This is a genomic window from Brachybacterium sp. GCM10030268 (assembly GCF_042666305.1).
In the GTDB taxonomy this organism is placed as follows: domain Bacteria; phylum Actinomycetota; class Actinomycetes; order Actinomycetales; family Dermabacteraceae; genus Brachybacterium.
In genome coordinates this window covers 125421-139922 of record NZ_JBHTCW010000005.1, presented here as the reverse complement: position 1 = coordinate 139922, position 14502 = coordinate 125421, and the positions used below count along the sequence as shown (strand labels likewise).

The window sequence follows — 14502 nt, the reverse complement described above, 5'->3', positions numbered from 1 at the left end:
GACCCGATCACCCGGTCCGCCACCCGACCCGCCCTCGACGCAGCCGGTGGGCGCTGACAGACTCGTCTCAGCCCTCGGCGCCATCGGCGGCGCCTCGGCAGGGCTTGGATCCGACCACGGGAGTGACCATGGATTACCGACTTCTCGGCTGCAGCGGAACCGTCGTCTCGGCGCAGACGCTGGGCACGATGACCTTCGGCAAGGAGGCCGACGAGGCGACCTCCTCCGACATCATGACCGCCTTCGTCGAGGGCGGTGGCAATTTCTTCGACACCGCCGACGTCTACACCGGCGGCACCTCCGAGGAGATCATCGGCCGCTGGCTGGCCGAGCACCCCACCGAGGCCGAGCAGGTCGTCCTGGCGACCAAGGGCCGCGCCCGCACCGGCGACGGCCCCAACGACATCGGCAACTCCCACCGCCACCTGCGCACCGCGCTGGAGAAGTCCCTGCGCCGCCTCGGCGTCGAGCACGTGGACCTGTACCAGATGCACGCCTGGGACGCGCTGACCCCGGTCGAGGAGACGCTGCGCTTCCTGGACGACGCGATCTCCGCCGGCAAGATCTCCTACTACGGCTTCTCGAACTACCTCGGCTGGCAGCTGACCAAGGCCGTCCACATCGCCGACGCCCACGGCTGGGCCCGCCCCGTCACTCTGCAGCCCCAGTACAACCTGCTGGTGCGGGACATCGAGCACGAGATCGTCCCCGCCGTCCAGGACGCGGGCATGGGCCTGCTGCCCTGGTCGCCGCTGGCCGGCGGCTGGCTGACCGGGAAGTACCAGCGCGATCAGGAACCCACCGGCGCCACGCGCCTGGGGGAGAATCCGCAGCGCGGGATGGAGGCATGGCAGAAGCGCAACGACGACGAGCGCACCTGGCGCACGATCGACGAGGTGCGCGCGATCGCCGACGCCCACGGCGCCTCCCTCTCCCAGGTCGCACTGGCCTGGGCCGCCGCCCAGCCCGCCGTCACCTCCGTGATCCTCGGCGTGCGCACCGTGGAGCAGCTGCGCGACAACATGGCAGCCGCCGACCTGCAGCTCAGCGACGACGAGCTGCGCCGCCTCGACGAGGTCAGCGCCCCGCAGATGGACGACTATCCCTACGGTCCGGCCGGGATCAAACAGCGGCGCCGGCCGCTGACGAAGGAGAGCTGAACCGGAGCGACCCGACGGTCAGTTCTCCGATCGGTGCCCCCGCCGCGCCTCGCGGTCGAGCACCATGAGCACGTCGGCCGGGCCGCCCTCGCTGCCGAAGGCGTGGGGGAGCATGGTCGGGAACTCGGCGCTCTGATTGGTCTCGACGCGGTAGCGGCGCTCGCCCAGCAGCACGACTGCGGTGCCGGAGAGAACGACCATCCACTCCTGTCCCGGGTGGGATCGCATCTTGGTGGGGGCGGGCGGCGGCTCGGTCAGGCGCCGGCGCAGCACGACGGTGTCCGGGCTGCTCTGTAGACTCCACCGCAGCGCGTCCAGGTGGCGGTCCATGACGGGGTTGGAGACGACGTCGTCGGTCGCGGATTCCACCAGCTGGTCCAGGCTCGTATCCAGCGTGCGGGCGAGGGTGACCAGCTGATCCAGGGATAGCCGCCGCTGCCCGTTCTCGATCCTCGAGAGAGTGGACTGGCTGAGGTGAGCCCGTTCGGCGAGGTCGGCCAGCGACCAGCCCTGCGCGAGGCGCAGGCCACGGATCCGTTTGCGCACGAGGCCGTCGACGGCGCCATCTTCTTGCGTCATAGGCAAGAGTCTATGCCTGCGAGGCAACACCTGCCTAGTCTCAGGGTGACGCCTCCGCGGGAGGCTCCCCACGACGAGAAGGACTCTCCATGACTGACACACGCTCCACCCCTGACTTCGAGGTCCTGCCGGAGGGCACGGTGGATGTCGCCGTGCTCGGCGGCGGCGCCGCCGGCCTGAGCGGCGCACTGATGCTCGCCCGCTCCCGGCGCTCCGTCGTCGTCATCGACGCCGGTACGCCGCGCAACGCCCCGGCCGACGGGATCCACGGCCTGCTCGGCCATGAGGGCACCCCGCCCGGGGAGTACCTTGAGCGCGGCCGCGGCGAGGTGCGCAGCTACGGCGGCCGCATCGTGACCGGCACGGTCGCCGCGGCGCGCCCCGCCGATCCGTCGGCCGACGGCGATCTGCGCTTCACCCTCGAGCTGACCGACGGTCGCCGCCTCACTGCTCGCCGGCTGCTCATCGCCACCGGGCTGCGCGACGAGCTGCCCGACGTCCCGGGCCTGGCCGAGCACTGGGGCCACGGCGTGGTCCACTGCCCGTACTGCCACGGCTGGGAGGTGCGCGACGAACCCATCGGGCTTCTCGCCCGCGGGCCCATCTCCGCCCACCAGGCGCTGCTGTTCCGCCAGCTCACCGACGACCTCGTCTACTTCCAGCGCGGTACCGAGCTCGACGACGAGACCCGCGAGCGGTTCGACGCCCTCGGCATCCGGATCGTCGATGACCAACTCGCCGAGGTCATCGCGGATGAGGGCGGTGGTATCGCCGGAGTCCGTCTGGCCGGCGGAGAGGTCGTGGAGCGCCGCGTCCTGGCCGTCGGCACCACCATGCACGCGCGCACCGAGGGCCTCGAGCCCCTCGGCCTGCCGATGGAGGAGCTGCCCCACGGGATGGGTCGCCACATCGTCACCGGCATGGCCGGGACCACCGAGGTTCCCGGCGTCTGGGCCGCCGGCAATGTCGCGGAGCTGAGCGCGCAGGTGGGGGCGTCGGCCGCGGCCGGAGCGCTCGCCGGGGCGCACATCAACGCCCAGCTCGCCGCGGCCGACGCCGCCGTGGCCGCGCGGAAGGCGGACACGGCGGCGTGAGAGCTCAGACGCTCAGCAGCACCTTGGTGGCGCGGCGCTCATCCATGGCCCGGTAGCCCTCAGGAGCCTGCTCGAGGGGCAGGGTGAGGTCGAAGACCTTGCCCGGGTCGATCTTCCGATCCCAGATCAGCTGGATCAGCTCGGGCAGGTAGCGGCGCACCGGGGCGGGGCCGCCGTGCAGATGCACGGCGGAGAAGAACAGCTCCTGGCCGGGCAGCTCGACGTCGTGCGAGACGCCGACGAAACCGATGTGGCCGCCGGGGCGGGTGCCGCGGATCGCCTGCATCATCGACTCCTGGGTGCCCACGGCCTCGATCACGCTGTGCGCGCCGAGTCCGCCGGTGAGCTCCTTCAGCCTCTCCACCCCGGCGTCACCGCGCTCCTCGATGACGTCAGTGGCGCCGAACTCGCGGGCCAGTGACTGGCGGTCGGCGTGGCGGCTGAAGATGATGATCCGCTCGGCGCCCATCTGCTGCGCGGAGAGCACGCCCAGCAGGCCGACGGCCCCGTCGCCCACCACGGCGACCGTCTTGCCGGGGCCGGCCTGGGCGGCATCGGCCGCGAACCAGCCGGTTCCCAGCACGTCGGAGGCGGCCAGCAGGGAGGGGATGAGATCGGGGTCCGGGGTACCGGGGGTCTTCACGAGCGTGCCGTCGGCGAAGGGGATCCGGGCGCGCTCGGCCTGGGTGCCGATCTCGCCGTCGACGAAGATCGCGTTGACGCAGCGCGAGGGGTGGCCCTCGCGGCAGATCTCGCACTGGCCGCAGGAGATCACGAAGGAGCCGACGACGAAGTCGCCGACCTCGAGCGTCTCGACCGCGTCGCCGATCTCCTCGACCACGCCGACGTACTCGTGGCCCATGTGCTGGTGGTCAGGCTGGTCGGCGCCGCGGTAGGGCCACAGGTCCGAGCCGCAGATGCAGGTCGCGGCCAGGCGGATGACCGCGTCCGTCGGCTCGAGAATGGTGGGGTCCTCCCGGTCCTCGACGCGGACGTCGCCGGGGGCGTGCATGATCACGGCGCGCATGATGTCTCCTTGAGGGGTCTGTGCATGGACGTTCCCATGGTGCGCCGGGAGGGCGGCTGGTGGGGAGTGACTGATGAGGGGTGTACTCGCAGGGCACCCCAGAGCCCCCCGGAGCATCCCGGTGCCCCGAGAGCGCGGCCTAAGGTGTCGCCATGGATAACAGGTCTCAGGTGCGCGAGTTCCTCACCTCCCGCCGCGCCAAGATCACGCCGCAGCAGGCCGGCGTGCCCTCCGTCGGCGCGCGGCGGGTGCCGGGGCTGCGCCGCAGCGAGGTGGCGCTGCTCGCCGGGGTCAGCGTCGAGTACTACGCCAAGCTCGAGCGCGGCGGGATCGGCGGCGCCTCCGCCGCCGTGCTGGATGCGCTCGCCCGGGCGCTGCAGCTGAACGAGACCGAGCGGACCCATCTGCTCGATCTCGCGCGCGCGGCCGACGGCATCCCCGCCTCGGGCAGGGCCCGTCGGCCCTCGAGCAGCCGGACGGCGCTGCGACCCAGCCTGCAATGGGCCCTGGATTCGCTGACCGACGGGGTCGCTTTCGTGCGCGACCCGCGCCAGGACGTGCTGGCCACCAACGACCTGGGCCGGGCCTTCTTCTCGCCACTGATCGGGGACGGCGGGCGCACCCCGAACCTGGCGCGCTTCCAGTTCCTGGACCCGGCCTCGAAGGACTTCTACCCGGACTGGGAGCTGTTCGCCGAGATGTGCGTGGCGATCATGCGCATGGAGGCCTCCCGCGACCCTCACGACACGGAGCTGCAGGACCTCGTGGGCGAGCTGTCCACCCGCTCGGACCTCTTCCGCACCCTGTGGGGCCGCCACGATGTGCGCCAGCACGGCGCGGGGACCAAGCGGTACAACCATCCCGTCGTGGGTGAGGTGTCCCTGGCCTACGAGGAGCTCGCGATCACGGCGGAGCCCGGCTGCGTGCTGATGATCTACACCGCCGAGCCCGGGTCCCAGAGCGCCGAGCGACTGCAGCTGCTGGCCAGCTGGGAGGCCTCCCGCCGCGAGGAGGCACGACGGGCCGCGCTCGCCGAGGACGGCTGAGCGGCAGGGCTCACCCGAGCAGAGCCAGCGGGACGACGCAGACCCCGTCCGGGCGCCGGTACGCGTCCGATCCTGTCGTCAGCACGACTTTGCTGCGGAGTCGAGGGCCGATCTGTTCGCCCAGCCAGTGCAGATGGCGGACGTCGCCATCGTCGACCGTGCGAGCGAGCTTCACCTCGAAGGCGACGACACTGCCGTCATATCGCTCCAGGACCAGATCCACCTCGCGGGTCCCGCCCCGAGTGCGCAGGTGGAACACCCGTGCCTCTGCCGCTGCTCCCGCAGCACGGATCGTCAGCGTTGCCAGTGATTCGAACAATCGCCCGAATAGCTCGGCAGCGCCGTCGGCTCCGGAGAGCAGCGAGCTCTCCGAGGCGTTGAGCAGTGTCGTCACCAGGGCAGGATCGGCAAGGTGATGCTTCGATGCCTGGGTCAGCCGGCTCATCTGCGAGAACCCCGGCAGCCATGCGTGGACAGGATCGAGAATCCACAGCTTCGTGAGGATGTCCCGATACGAGAGCGCGGTGGCCTTGGAGGGCTTGCTCGAGTCACCCGGCGTAGCCGCGTCGAGGATCTTCGTGTAGTCGGTGGTCGTCGACGTGGCACTGGCGTAGGCCGAGAGCCAGGCGCGCAAGGAGGCGGGCCGGCGCACGGAGATCCCCTCCGCAGGGATGTCCCGGTCGATGATCCGGTCCACGTAACCGGCGAGAGCTGCACGTCGCGCTCGAGGCGGAAGCGCACGGACATCGGGCAGCCCGGACCCGCAGATCTCTGCGGCGTAGTCAGCCAGCGTGAACTCGGTGTGCCCCCTGATCGTCGAACCCGGCTCGAAGAGGTCGGTGATCCGGACGGAGGGATCGGTGGTCGGGCGCTCGGCCAGGCTCAGAGGCCGCATCCTCAGCGAGACGATCCTGCCTGCCCCCGAATGCGTGTCGACCCCCGTCTGCGGTGATGCGCTGCCGGTCAGAAGATACGTGCGCTCGCTGCGGGCATCGACGGCGCGGCGCACCGCATCCCAGATCTCGGGGAGATGCTGCCACTCGTCGATGAGGACGGTATCGGCACGGGAGAGGTGGAACTGCGGATCTGCGGCGACGAGCGACCGGATCGCGGGATCATCCAGAGCCAGAATGGCGTCTGTTCGCCGAGACGCGGTGGCTGTCTTCCCGACGCCTTTGGGGCCGTCGATCGCGATGGCCGAAAGGTTTGGGAGGAGTGCGTCGAGTTCGTCGTCGATATAGCGGTGCAGGTACGTGTTGGCCGGTTCTTTCGCAGACTGAGTCATGGGGCCTCCTGCCTGCGACGATACCCCCTACTGGTCGTTCTGCCAAGGATCTACTAGTCGTCTTGCCACCGATCTACTAGTCGTCCTGCCAAGGAGTTACTAGTCGTCCTGCCACCTGTCGAGGGAGCGTCGCTCGAGCGCTCAGCGCTGCTGGGCGGCCATCCACTCCCACAGATGCGTGCCCTGGTGCGAGGGGTCGTTGCGGGCGGCGTAGATCCAGGAGAAGTGCCCGGGGTAGCTCTCGCCCTCCCAGGTGACGTCGTCGTACAGGCTCATGATCGAGTCCGGGATCAGGCCGTGGGCATGGACCGTGTTCGCCTGCGGATCCACGGTCGTGTCGTCGGCCGCGGCGATCAGCCAGGTGGGCGTGTCGATGGCGGTGAGCTCGTCATCGGTGACGAGGCGGCCCGGGGAGTCGCCACGCGCCTGGATCACGCCGCAGATCGGCACCGCGGAGGCGAACGCGCCGGGGTTCTCCACCACCATCTTCAGGCTCATGTAGCCGCCGTTGCTGCAGCCGATCACATGGACGCGCTCGCGGTCGACGGGATGATCCGCGGCGACCTCCTCGATGATCTCGTCGATCAGCGGCTCGAACGCCGGGCCGTCGTCCATCCACGCGGACGTGCACTGCGGAGCGACCACGATCGCGCCGCCGAAGATCTCCTGCGCCTCGTCGGTGGCGAAGGCCAGGGCGCCGCGATTGGCACGCAGGTGGGTCTCGTTGTCGTAGTACTCGATCTCCCCGTCGAACAGGCCGCCCTCGCCGCCGCCGTGCAGCCATACCACCAGCGGCAGCTCGCGTGCGCTGCCATGCCCGTGCGGGGTGAACAGGCGATAGTTGGTGCCGGAGGCGGCGACGTGGGAGCTGAACGCGTCCACCTCCGCGTCGACCAGGCCATCCTGGACGAACTCGTCGATCGTGCCGTGCCCGTTGCCGCGGGCGGGAAGGGGAGCGTTCTGGGTGAGGGTGTACTCGAGCTCCAACAGGACGTTGCGGCTCGCGTCGTCGAGGTACTCCAGGGTGCCGGCGCCCTCCACGTCCGGGCCGTGCTCGAGATCCAGGGTGATCCGGCCCCTGTGGTCGGCGCGCGCGGCGGTGACGGTGCGGTCCACGTCGAAGGCGACCGTGCCGGTGACGGGATTGGTGCCGGTGGCGTGCACGCTGAAGGACTCCGGGGAGAACTCGCCCGGGATCAGGCCGCCGCGGCGACCGGCGTCGATGACCACAGAGGTGACCTGCTGGCCGCCGTCGAGCACCTGTGCCTGCAGGGTGAAGCGCGCGGTACGGGCCGGTGGGCCACCGGGGCGGGCCGGGGCCCCGCCGCTGCGACCCTGGGCGGAGGCGGTCGGGGCGAGAGCGGCCAGGGCCGCGGCGGTGCCCGCGCTGCCGGCGGTCAGGAGGGTGCGGCGGGGGAGAGGGGCGGTCATGGGAACTCCTTCGTCCGGATGAACCATCAGGGATGAGCCATCAGAGGTGGCCTGAGTCACCGTATCGGGCCCGCCCTCCCGTGATCACCCCTCGGTGAGCTCCTCTTCCATGAGGGCGTCCAGACGGTGGATCACGCGCCGGAACTCGGTGTTCCGGATGCCGGTACGCCGCCACGCTGCGCGCCCGCGCTGGTAATCGGTGAAGGCGGGCCGTGCCGCCAGGTCAGTCATCGTGTGTGCTCCTTATCCGTCGGTCCGGCCGTCCCGGCGCGCGAGGCGACGGGGCAGCCGGGTCTCCACGTGTTCAACTCATTCGTCGTGCCCCTGGTCGGAGCTCATCTGGTCCTCGGCCGGCGGCGTCTCGCCCGGGGGCACACCGCCGCCCTCCTCGAGCCCGGTGAGGTTCTGCTCCTCGGGATCAGGGTTCGCGTTGGCCCCGCGGTCCTCGTGGGAGTCCGGGGTGTCCTCATGCAGCGGCCACGGATCGGCCGACGGGTCGGTGTCGGGATCCTGACGCTTCGGATCAGCGGGGCCGGGGCCGGAAGTCTTCTCTGACATGGCCACAGCGTGCCAGCGTTCGCCACCGCGCGATATCCATCGGACCATTCGGAAGGTCGCGCAGGGTCTTCTCGTGCGAATCTGGAGCCATGCCTCGCGACACGACGCACGCCGGCTCCGGACAGCCCAGCCCCGACCGCGACGGGGCCGGTCAGGTTCCGCTGCTGAGCGCCTCCGACCACGCCCGGGTGCTCACGAGAATCCTGCTCTCACCCGTGGTCAAAGGGCCGATCGTGCGCCGGCCCGGACCGGTGAACCTCGTCGAGCGCTTCGACCTCGACAGTGCCGGCGTCCGCGAGATGCAGCGATTGCACGAGCGCTACGGCGACGGGCCCGTCCAGCTGCGGATCCCCGGCCGCCGTCTCGCACTTGTGCTGGCACCCGCGGACGTCCACCGCGTGCTCGACGGCACGCCGGAGCCGTTCACGCCCGCGACGCTCGAGAAGCGTGGGGCGCTGAACCACTTCGAGCCCGAATCCTCCCTGGTCTCCTCCGCGCAGGAGCGCCGGGCCCGTCGGCCCCTGAACGAGGAGGTCCTGGAATCCTCCAGGCCCGTGCACAGCCATGCGGAGGTCATGACCGCCGCGATCGAACGCGAGGTGACCTCCCTGCTGGGGCACGCCGATTTCACCGGCACCCTGGACTGGGACGGCTTCGCCACCGCCTGGTGGCGCATCGTGCGCCAGATCGTCCTGGGCGCCGCCGCCCGCGAGGACCACCAGATCACCGACGACATCCGGCGCCTGCGCCGACGGGCGAACCTCGCCTACGCGATGCCGCAGAACCGTCGGCTGCGCGAGAGCTTCCTGGCGCAGCTGCGCCGCTACGTCGAGGCGGCCGAACCCGGCAGCCTCGCCGAGATGGTGGCCCGCACCCCTGCCTCCCGGGACGCCGAACCGATCCAGCAGATCCCGCAGTGGCTGTTCGCCTTCGACGCCGCCGCCTGGGCCACCTTCCGCGCCCTGTCGCTGCTGACCTGCCACCCCGGCGCGGCCGAGACCGCCCGGGAGGAGATGACCCGCGCCCCGGAGCTGCCCTACCTCCGCGCCACCGTGCTGGAGTCGCTGCGGCTGTGGCCCACCACCCCGCTGCTGCTGCGCGACACCACCGAGGAGACGACCTGGCGCACAGGTTCCCTGCCCGCGGGGACGGCAGTGATCATCTTCGCCCCGTACTTCCACCGCGATGAGCGCCACCTCGCCGAGGCGCATCGCTTCGCCCCGCAGCTGTGGCTGGAGGGGCACGAGCCGGGCGAGCGGGACGACCGCGCCTGGCCGCTGGTTCCTTTCAGCGACGGGCCCGGTATCTGCCCCGGGCGCAACGTGGTGCTGCTGACCTGCTCCATGGTGCTCGGCGAGCTGGTCCGGCAGCGCTCGCTGACGGCGCAGCAGCCGCTGGATACCAGCACGCTCCCGGGGAGCCTGAGCCCGTTCTCCTCGCGGTTCACGGTGGCGCCGTTGGGCTGAGCACCGCGCCCAGTTCGGTTCCGGTACGTTCCGAGCCAGGGAACATATCGGGACCGAACGCGGCTTCGGCAGGGGGACTCGGCCGTCGTCGCGCACGCAGCAAGGCAGAGTAACGTCGGCCACGGTTGCACGGATCCGAGACGATTGATGGAGGAGTCACCATGGTAGACATCGAGAACCTGTCGCAGCAGGACGTCGTGGACAAGCTCCGCGCCTCCGACCTGGTCATGCTGACCACGGCGTTGCCGGACGGCAAGCTGTTGTCCCATCCGATGGCGATCCAGGAGGTCACCGACGATGCAGACGTGTGGTTCTTCATCGGCCTCACGGGTGGTCAGGCCGATGCGCTGCGACAAGAGCCGCATGTGAACCTCGCCGTGGCCGACGCCGGCTCGTGGCTGTCCGTCGCGGGGCGCGCCGAGTTCGTCGACGACCACGCCAAGATCGACGAGCTGTGGAGTGACCGAGCCGCCGCCTACTTCCCGGATGGCAAGGATGACCCGGACCTCGGCCTGCTCAAAGTGGTCGGTGATTCGGCGCAGTTCTGGGGACTGCCCGGTGGGAAGGTCGCCGGGATCGCCCAGATCCTCAAGGCCAAGGTCTCCGGGGAGCGGACCGCCGGCGGCACGGGCACCACCGAACTCTGATCCCCACGCAACGGGGCGCACCGCTCCGCGTTCCCCGACAAAGGAGCACTTCATGGCACGCACCCTTGCCGACGGCCAGCACGCGATCATCCGCATCCTCGACGTCGACACCGGTGAGACCGCGGTCATCCACGAATCGGCCGACGTGCTCTATGAGGCTCCGAACTGGGCGCTGGACGGCACCGCGCTCTACGTCAACGGCGACGGCCATCTATTCCGGCTCGAGCTGAACGGCGGCGCGCCGCAGCGGATCGACCTCGGCGACGTGCCGGAGCTGAACAACGACCACGTGCTCGATCCCGACGACGAGCACTTCTTCGTCTCGGCGGACGACGGGCACATCTACCGCGCTCCGCTCGCCGGCGGGCAGGCCACCCGAGTCACCAATGACGATGGCCGCCTGCACTTCCTCCACGGCGTCAGTCCTGACGGGACGACCCTCGCCTACATCGGCGTGGAGACGTCGGCCGACGGCGCCTGGTCCGCCCCGAACGTCTTCACCATCCCTGCCGCTGGCGGGCCGGATACCCAGCTCACCGACGACGAGTTCCCCGACGACGGCGCCGAGTACGCGCCGGACGGCACCTGGATCTACCTCAACTCCGAACGGGCCCGCACCCGGCCCGGCCACGCCCAGCTGTTCCGCATGCGCCCCGACGGCAGCGGCGCCGAGCAGCTCACGTCCGACGAGCGCGTGAACTGGTTCCCGCACGTCAGCCCGGACGGCACGCGACTGGCCTACGTCAGCTTCCCGTCCGGCACGGAGGGCCACCCGGCGGACCGGGACGTCATCGTGCGGCTCTGCGAAGCCGACGGGTCCGGGATGCGGGACCTCGCGCGGGTGCTGGGAGGCCAGGGCACGATGAACGTGAACAGCTGGTCCCCGGACAGCCGCAGCATCGCCTACGTCGAGTACCCGATGGACGATGGGCGCACCGAGAGCGACGCTGCGCGAGCCGAGAGCTGAGAGTCGCCGGGCGTACTCGACTCTTCGACATTGGCACGTGGCGTCGCATTGTCCGCCGATCCTGCGACGTTTTCGGCCAATCCTCGCCGTCCTCGCCGCCGCCCTCTGGTTCGAGACCGGCGGCAATCCGGGAGCGTGGCTTGTGTCAGCCGGTCACTCGACCCGGAAGACGACCCTGCCGTGACTGCGCGCAGCACCGCCGGCCACCCAGTGGGGAAGCTCGTGCCAGGAACGCACATCGAGCGGCCCCGGGTCGAGCCGACCGGCATGGACCTCACCGGCCAGCCACGCCATCTCCGTGGAGAGCTCGGCCTCAGCGCCCAGGAAGAAGCTGGTGATCGCCCGATTGTGCCGGCCGCTGGAGGCCTCGAACGCCCCGAGAGGGAAGTGCTCCTCCTGAGAAGCAGAGTGTCCCAGGGCGACCACGGTCCCACCGGCCTCGAGGGCTGCATACGCCGCGACGAGATGTGGCCCGCCGACCATGTCGAGAGCGGCATGGACGCGCGTGGTCACCTCCCGCACGTCGGCGAGGACCTCGCGCGCACCGAGCCGGCGCAGCCAGGGATGACTCTCCCGGTTCCGGGCGACGGCGATGACGTCGGCGCCGGAGCGCGCCCCGAGCTGGACAGCCGCGCTGCCGACGGCGCTGTTCGCCCCGACGATGAGCAGACGGCGCCCCAACAGCGACCCGAGGCGGCGCAGAGCCCGCAATGCACTGGCCATCGGCGCCGGGATCGCCGCGATCGCGGTGGGGTCGGCGGTCTCCGGCACCTCGGCGACGGAGTCCGACGGCACGACGCGCCGTCGCGCCCACCCCGCGTCGGCCCCGAGGAACACGACCCGGGCGCCGGGTGGGGGACCGCTGCCATCGGCCGCCGCGCGCACCACATGACCGGCCCCGTCCCACCCGGGTATCCACCCGGCCGGCGCCGACGCCAGCGCCACCAGTTCGCCCGGATTCGGGGCGAACGCGGCGACCTCGACCAGGACATCCTGCGGTCCCGGATCGGGCGTGCGGACCTGGGCCAGTTCCAGCCGGCCGGGAGCCGTGGGGGAGGTCGTCCAGGCCTCCATGGAGGGCACCGTCGGCGCCGTGCTGGACACCGCGTCCACGCCATCTCGTGCGTTGGCCATGGTCACGAGCTCCCGTCGGCGCCCGCGGGGGTCTCACGGCGATGGATGCCGAGGTCCAGGCGCCCCGGCAGCAGGCCGGGATCCAGCGAGCGCAGGTGGGAGGGGTAGTCGCCGTCGCGCAGCCGCCGGTAGGGGCGGTTGCTCTCGGCCTCGAGGCCCTCGAGCCGCGACGTCAGGCGCTGGGTCTCCCGCTCGACGTCGTCGGCGGAGATCGAGTCGGCGTCGTGGATGACGTGCAGGTCCAGCACGTCGATGCCGACGTACCACAGCGCCCCATGAGTCAGCGGGAACAGCAGGGAGTCGAGGTCGCCGCTGACGCCGCGAGGCCCGAGGGTGCGCTCGTCGTCGCCGGCGGAGACGATGACCAGAGCCTTTCTTCGGGTGAGGCCGCCGTCGCCGTAGCGGCGCGGCATGCCGACCTCGGGATCGAGCTCTGCGTCGTAGGCGAAGCTGTCCGTCAGCACTCGGTCCAGCCATCCCTTGAGGATCGCCGGCGGGCCGTACCACCACAGGGGGAACTGGATGACCAGCAGCTCTGCCGCGGCCAGCTTCGCGTGCTCTGCGCGGACGTCGGCGGCGACCCGGCCCCGCGTGTAGGCCTCCCCGGCGTGGACGGCGAGGTTGCCCGGCGCGGCGGCCTGATCGCCGAGGTCCTGCTCACCGAACGCCGGGTCGAATCCCATGGCGTACAGGTCCGAGGTCGCCACCTCGTGATCGCGGGAGAGCACCTCGACGCCGGTGCGGAAGAGGTGGCCGTTCAGCGATTCGCGCCGAGGATGCGCGAGCACCCAGAGTGCGCAGCCGGGAGTGGGCGGATGGTCGACGGACATGAGGGCCTCCAAGGGTGAGGATCGGCGGGACCATGAGAGGTACCGGTGGGCTGACGCCGTGGGGTGAGCCAAGGGCTGGGGGCGACAGGTTCGGTCGTGGCTCGGTCTGTGGATATGCCCCATTCCATCGCCTCCGGGTGAGACGGGAGAATGTCCCTGACGCTGAAACAGATGCGCCACCGTCTCAGGGTGGGCCCCGGTGCCGACTAGGGTGGCGTCGTGGACACCCTCTCCGAAGTGCTCGACAACATCCGCTCCTCGGGGGCGCTGATCGATCAGAATCTGCTCGAGGCGCCGTGGTCAATCCGCTTCGAGGCCGGCTCCTCGATCACCGTCGCCACGCCGCTGCAGGGACAGACATGGCTCATCGAGGACGGCGTCGAACCCGTCGGCCTCGCTGCGCGCGACCTCCTGATCCTCACCGGCCCAGACCCGGTCCTCATCACCAGCGATCCCCTCGACAGGGCTGCGGCACCCAGCTGCATCGTGCGCGCGGACGGCAGGTGTCTGGAGCCGGCAGGCAGACTCGATGGGATAAAGGGGCTCGACCGCCGGCGTGCCGCACCCGCGAGGGAGCACGTGCTGCTGACGGGAACCTTCCCGACCTCGGGCCGTATTTCCGAGCGCCTCCTCGGCGCCTTGCCGCCGGCGGTCGTCCTGCCCCGCCGTCACCAGCGCTCGCGGGCGCTGGACATGCTGGAGGCCGAGCTGGGCAGCCGGGAGCCCGGTCAGCAGGCGGTCCTGGATCGCCTGCTCGACCTGGTGCTGATCGGCGCCCTGCGCGACTGGTTCGCCCTGCCCGAGGCGAGCGCGCCGGCCTGGTACGGCGCCGCCGGAGACCCAGTCGTCGGCCCCGCGCTCGCCGCCCTCCACACGGACCCGGCACGACCGTGGACCGTGGAGTCGCTCGCCCGGGCGGCCAGGGTCTCCCGCGCGACGCTCGCCCGCCGCTTCGCCGACGTGATGGGCGAACCGCCGATCTCCTACCTGGCCGGCTGGCGGCTGTGCCTGGCGGCCGACCTGCTCCAGGACACCGAGGACACCATCGAGACCGTCGCCCGGCGCGTCGGCTACTCCAGCCCCTATGCGCTCAGCGCCGCGTTCACCAGGGAGTACGGGATCCGCCCCAGTCAGTACCGGGCGCAGTCGCGGCGCGCTGCCGCGTAGCTGACTGGTGCAAGGCGGCCCCGAAGGCGGGCGGCAGGCGGCGGTCCCATAGGTGACTGGCACGAACATGTAGCTGAGCGGCACGCGACCCCCTCAGGAGGAGGGCGCGTG

15 protein-coding genes are annotated in these 14502 nt (G+C 70.9%); 7 read left to right on the top strand and 8 right to left on the bottom strand.

Annotated features, from left to right (window positions below; translation table 11 throughout):
• Positions 1-128 precede the first annotated feature (128 nt).
• Entirely contained in the window at positions 129-1160 is a 1032-nt protein-coding gene (locus tag ACFQRD_RS09630) for an aldo/keto reductase (RefSeq protein WP_377803978.1), read from the top strand.
• Positions 1161-1178: 18 nt separating this feature from the next.
• Here the strand turns inward: ACFQRD_RS09630 and ACFQRD_RS09625 are convergent, their stop codons facing one another.
• On the bottom strand, positions 1179-1739 hold the full coding sequence (locus ACFQRD_RS09625; RefSeq protein ID WP_377018896.1) for a helix-turn-helix domain-containing protein: 561 nt from the start codon (positions 1737-1739) through the stop codon (positions 1179-1181).
• Positions 1740-1828: 89 nt separating this feature from the next.
• Between ACFQRD_RS09625 and ACFQRD_RS09620 the strand changes: the two genes are divergently transcribed.
• Positions 1829-2833 carry an NAD(P)/FAD-dependent oxidoreductase gene (locus ACFQRD_RS09620; RefSeq protein WP_377803976.1) on the top strand — a complete coding sequence of 335 codons (1005 nt, stop codon included), beginning with the start codon at positions 1829-1831 and terminating at the stop codon, positions 2831-2833.
• Positions 2834-2837: 4 nt separating this feature from the next.
• Here the strand turns inward: ACFQRD_RS09620 and ACFQRD_RS09615 are convergent, their stop codons facing one another.
• Positions 2838-3860 carry a zinc-dependent alcohol dehydrogenase family protein gene (locus ACFQRD_RS09615; protein WP_377018898.1) on the bottom strand — a complete coding sequence of 341 codons (1023 nt, stop codon included), beginning with the start codon at positions 3858-3860 and terminating at the stop codon, positions 2838-2840.
• A 152-nt stretch (positions 3861-4012) separates the two neighbouring features.
• Here ACFQRD_RS09615 and ACFQRD_RS09610 point away from each other — a divergent pair, with 152 nt between their 5' ends.
• Positions 4013-4906 carry a helix-turn-helix domain-containing protein gene (locus tag ACFQRD_RS09610; protein ID WP_377018899.1) on the top strand — a complete coding sequence of 298 codons (894 nt, stop codon included), beginning with the start codon at positions 4013-4015 and terminating at the stop codon, positions 4904-4906.
• A 10-nt stretch (positions 4907-4916) separates the two neighbouring features.
• Here ACFQRD_RS09610 and ACFQRD_RS09605 read toward each other — a convergent pair whose 3' ends face one another.
• The 4 genes from ACFQRD_RS09605 to ACFQRD_RS09590 form a co-directional block, all read right to left on the bottom strand.
• Entirely contained in the window at positions 4917-6191 is a 1275-nt protein-coding gene (locus tag ACFQRD_RS09605; RefSeq protein ID WP_377018900.1) for an ATP-binding protein, read from the bottom strand.
• Between the two features lie 141 nt (positions 6192-6332).
• The gene (locus ACFQRD_RS09600) at positions 6333-7622 is read right to left on the bottom strand and encodes a prolyl oligopeptidase family serine peptidase (RefSeq protein WP_377803974.1); all 1290 of its coding nucleotides are present in this window, start codon (positions 7620-7622) and stop codon (positions 6333-6335) included.
• 84 nt (positions 7623-7706) lie between these two features.
• The gene (locus ACFQRD_RS09595; RefSeq protein ID WP_377018903.1) at positions 7707-7853 is read right to left on the bottom strand and encodes a hypothetical protein; all 147 of its coding nucleotides are present in this window, start codon (positions 7851-7853) and stop codon (positions 7707-7709) included.
• A 78-nt stretch (positions 7854-7931) separates the two neighbouring features.
• A complete protein-coding gene (locus ACFQRD_RS09590; protein ID WP_377018904.1) occupies positions 7932-8180 on the bottom strand; it encodes a DUF6480 family protein in 249 nt (82 codons plus the stop codon).
• An 89-nt stretch (positions 8181-8269) separates the two neighbouring features.
• Here ACFQRD_RS09590 and ACFQRD_RS09585 point away from each other — a divergent pair, with 89 nt between their 5' ends.
• The 3 genes from ACFQRD_RS09585 (at position 8270) to ACFQRD_RS09575 (ending at position 11260) form a co-directional block, all read left to right on the top strand.
• A complete protein-coding gene (locus ACFQRD_RS09585; protein WP_377803972.1) occupies positions 8270-9646 on the top strand; it encodes a cytochrome P450 in 1377 nt (458 codons plus the stop codon).
• Positions 9647-9807: 161 nt separating this feature from the next.
• On the top strand, positions 9808-10293 hold the full coding sequence (locus tag ACFQRD_RS09580) for a pyridoxamine 5'-phosphate oxidase family protein (protein ID WP_377018906.1): 486 nt from the start codon (positions 9808-9810) through the stop codon (positions 10291-10293).
• Positions 10294-10345: 52 nt separating this feature from the next.
• Positions 10346-11260, top strand: a complete 915-nt coding sequence (locus ACFQRD_RS09575) for a TolB family protein (protein WP_377803970.1) — start codon at positions 10346-10348, stop codon at positions 11258-11260.
• Between the two features lie 153 nt (positions 11261-11413).
• Here the strand turns inward: ACFQRD_RS09575 and ACFQRD_RS09570 are convergent, their stop codons facing one another.
• Positions 11414-12394, bottom strand: coding sequence for a zinc-binding dehydrogenase (locus ACFQRD_RS09570; protein WP_377018908.1), 981 nt, complete (start codon positions 12392-12394; stop codon positions 11414-11416).
• Between the two features lie 2 nt (positions 12395-12396).
• Positions 12397-13224: an NAD(P)H-dependent oxidoreductase gene (locus ACFQRD_RS09565; RefSeq protein ID WP_377803968.1), complete on the bottom strand. Its 828-nt coding sequence runs from the start codon at positions 13222-13224 to the stop codon at positions 12397-12399.
• A gap of 219 nt (positions 13225-13443) precedes the next feature.
• Between ACFQRD_RS09565 and ACFQRD_RS09560 the strand changes: the two genes are divergently transcribed.
• Positions 13444-14391 carry an AraC family transcriptional regulator gene (locus tag ACFQRD_RS09560; RefSeq protein WP_377803966.1) on the top strand — a complete coding sequence of 316 codons (948 nt, stop codon included), beginning with the start codon at positions 13444-13446 and terminating at the stop codon, positions 14389-14391.
• Positions 14392-14502 lie beyond the last annotated feature (111 nt).

What these genes read in the sequence shown, in the direction of transcription:
- ACFQRD_RS09570 (WP_377018908.1), bottom strand. Translation starts at nt 12,394, where the DNA reads ATGGCCAACGCACGAGATGGCGTGGACGCGGTGTCCAGCACGGCGCCG.
- ACFQRD_RS09600 (WP_377803974.1), bottom strand. Translation starts at nt 7,622, where the DNA reads ATGACCGCCCCTCTCCCCCGCCGCACCCTCCTGACCGCCGGCAGCGCG.
- ACFQRD_RS09565 (WP_377803968.1), bottom strand. Translation starts at nt 13,224, where the DNA reads ATGTCCGTCGACCATCCGCCCACTCCCGGCTGCGCACTCTGGGTGCTC.
- ACFQRD_RS09585 (WP_377803972.1), top strand. Translation starts at nt 8,270, where the DNA reads ATGCCTCGCGACACGACGCACGCCGGCTCCGGACAGCCCAGCCCCGAC.
- ACFQRD_RS09610 (WP_377018899.1), top strand. Translation starts at nt 4,013, where the DNA reads ATGGATAACAGGTCTCAGGTGCGCGAGTTCCTCACCTCCCGCCGCGCC.
- ACFQRD_RS09615 (WP_377018898.1), bottom strand. Translation starts at nt 3,860, where the DNA reads ATGCGCGCCGTGATCATGCACGCCCCCGGCGACGTCCGCGTCGAGGAC.
- ACFQRD_RS09575 (WP_377803970.1), top strand. Translation starts at nt 10,346, where the DNA reads ATGGCACGCACCCTTGCCGACGGCCAGCACGCGATCATCCGCATCCTC.
- ACFQRD_RS09590 (WP_377018904.1), bottom strand. Translation starts at nt 8,180, where the DNA reads ATGTCAGAGAAGACTTCCGGCCCCGGCCCCGCTGATCCGAAGCGTCAG.
- ACFQRD_RS09580 (WP_377018906.1), top strand. Translation starts at nt 9,808, where the DNA reads ATGGTAGACATCGAGAACCTGTCGCAGCAGGACGTCGTGGACAAGCTC.
- ACFQRD_RS09620 (WP_377803976.1), top strand. Translation starts at nt 1,829, where the DNA reads ATGACTGACACACGCTCCACCCCTGACTTCGAGGTCCTGCCGGAGGGC.
- ACFQRD_RS09625 (WP_377018896.1), bottom strand. Translation starts at nt 1,739, where the DNA reads ATGACGCAAGAAGATGGCGCCGTCGACGGCCTCGTGCGCAAACGGATC.
- ACFQRD_RS09595 (WP_377018903.1), bottom strand. Translation starts at nt 7,853, where the DNA reads ATGACTGACCTGGCGGCACGGCCCGCCTTCACCGATTACCAGCGCGGG.
- ACFQRD_RS09630 (WP_377803978.1), top strand. Translation starts at nt 129, where the DNA reads ATGGATTACCGACTTCTCGGCTGCAGCGGAACCGTCGTCTCGGCGCAG.
- ACFQRD_RS09605 (WP_377018900.1), bottom strand. Translation starts at nt 6,191, where the DNA reads ATGACTCAGTCTGCGAAAGAACCGGCCAACACGTACCTGCACCGCTAT.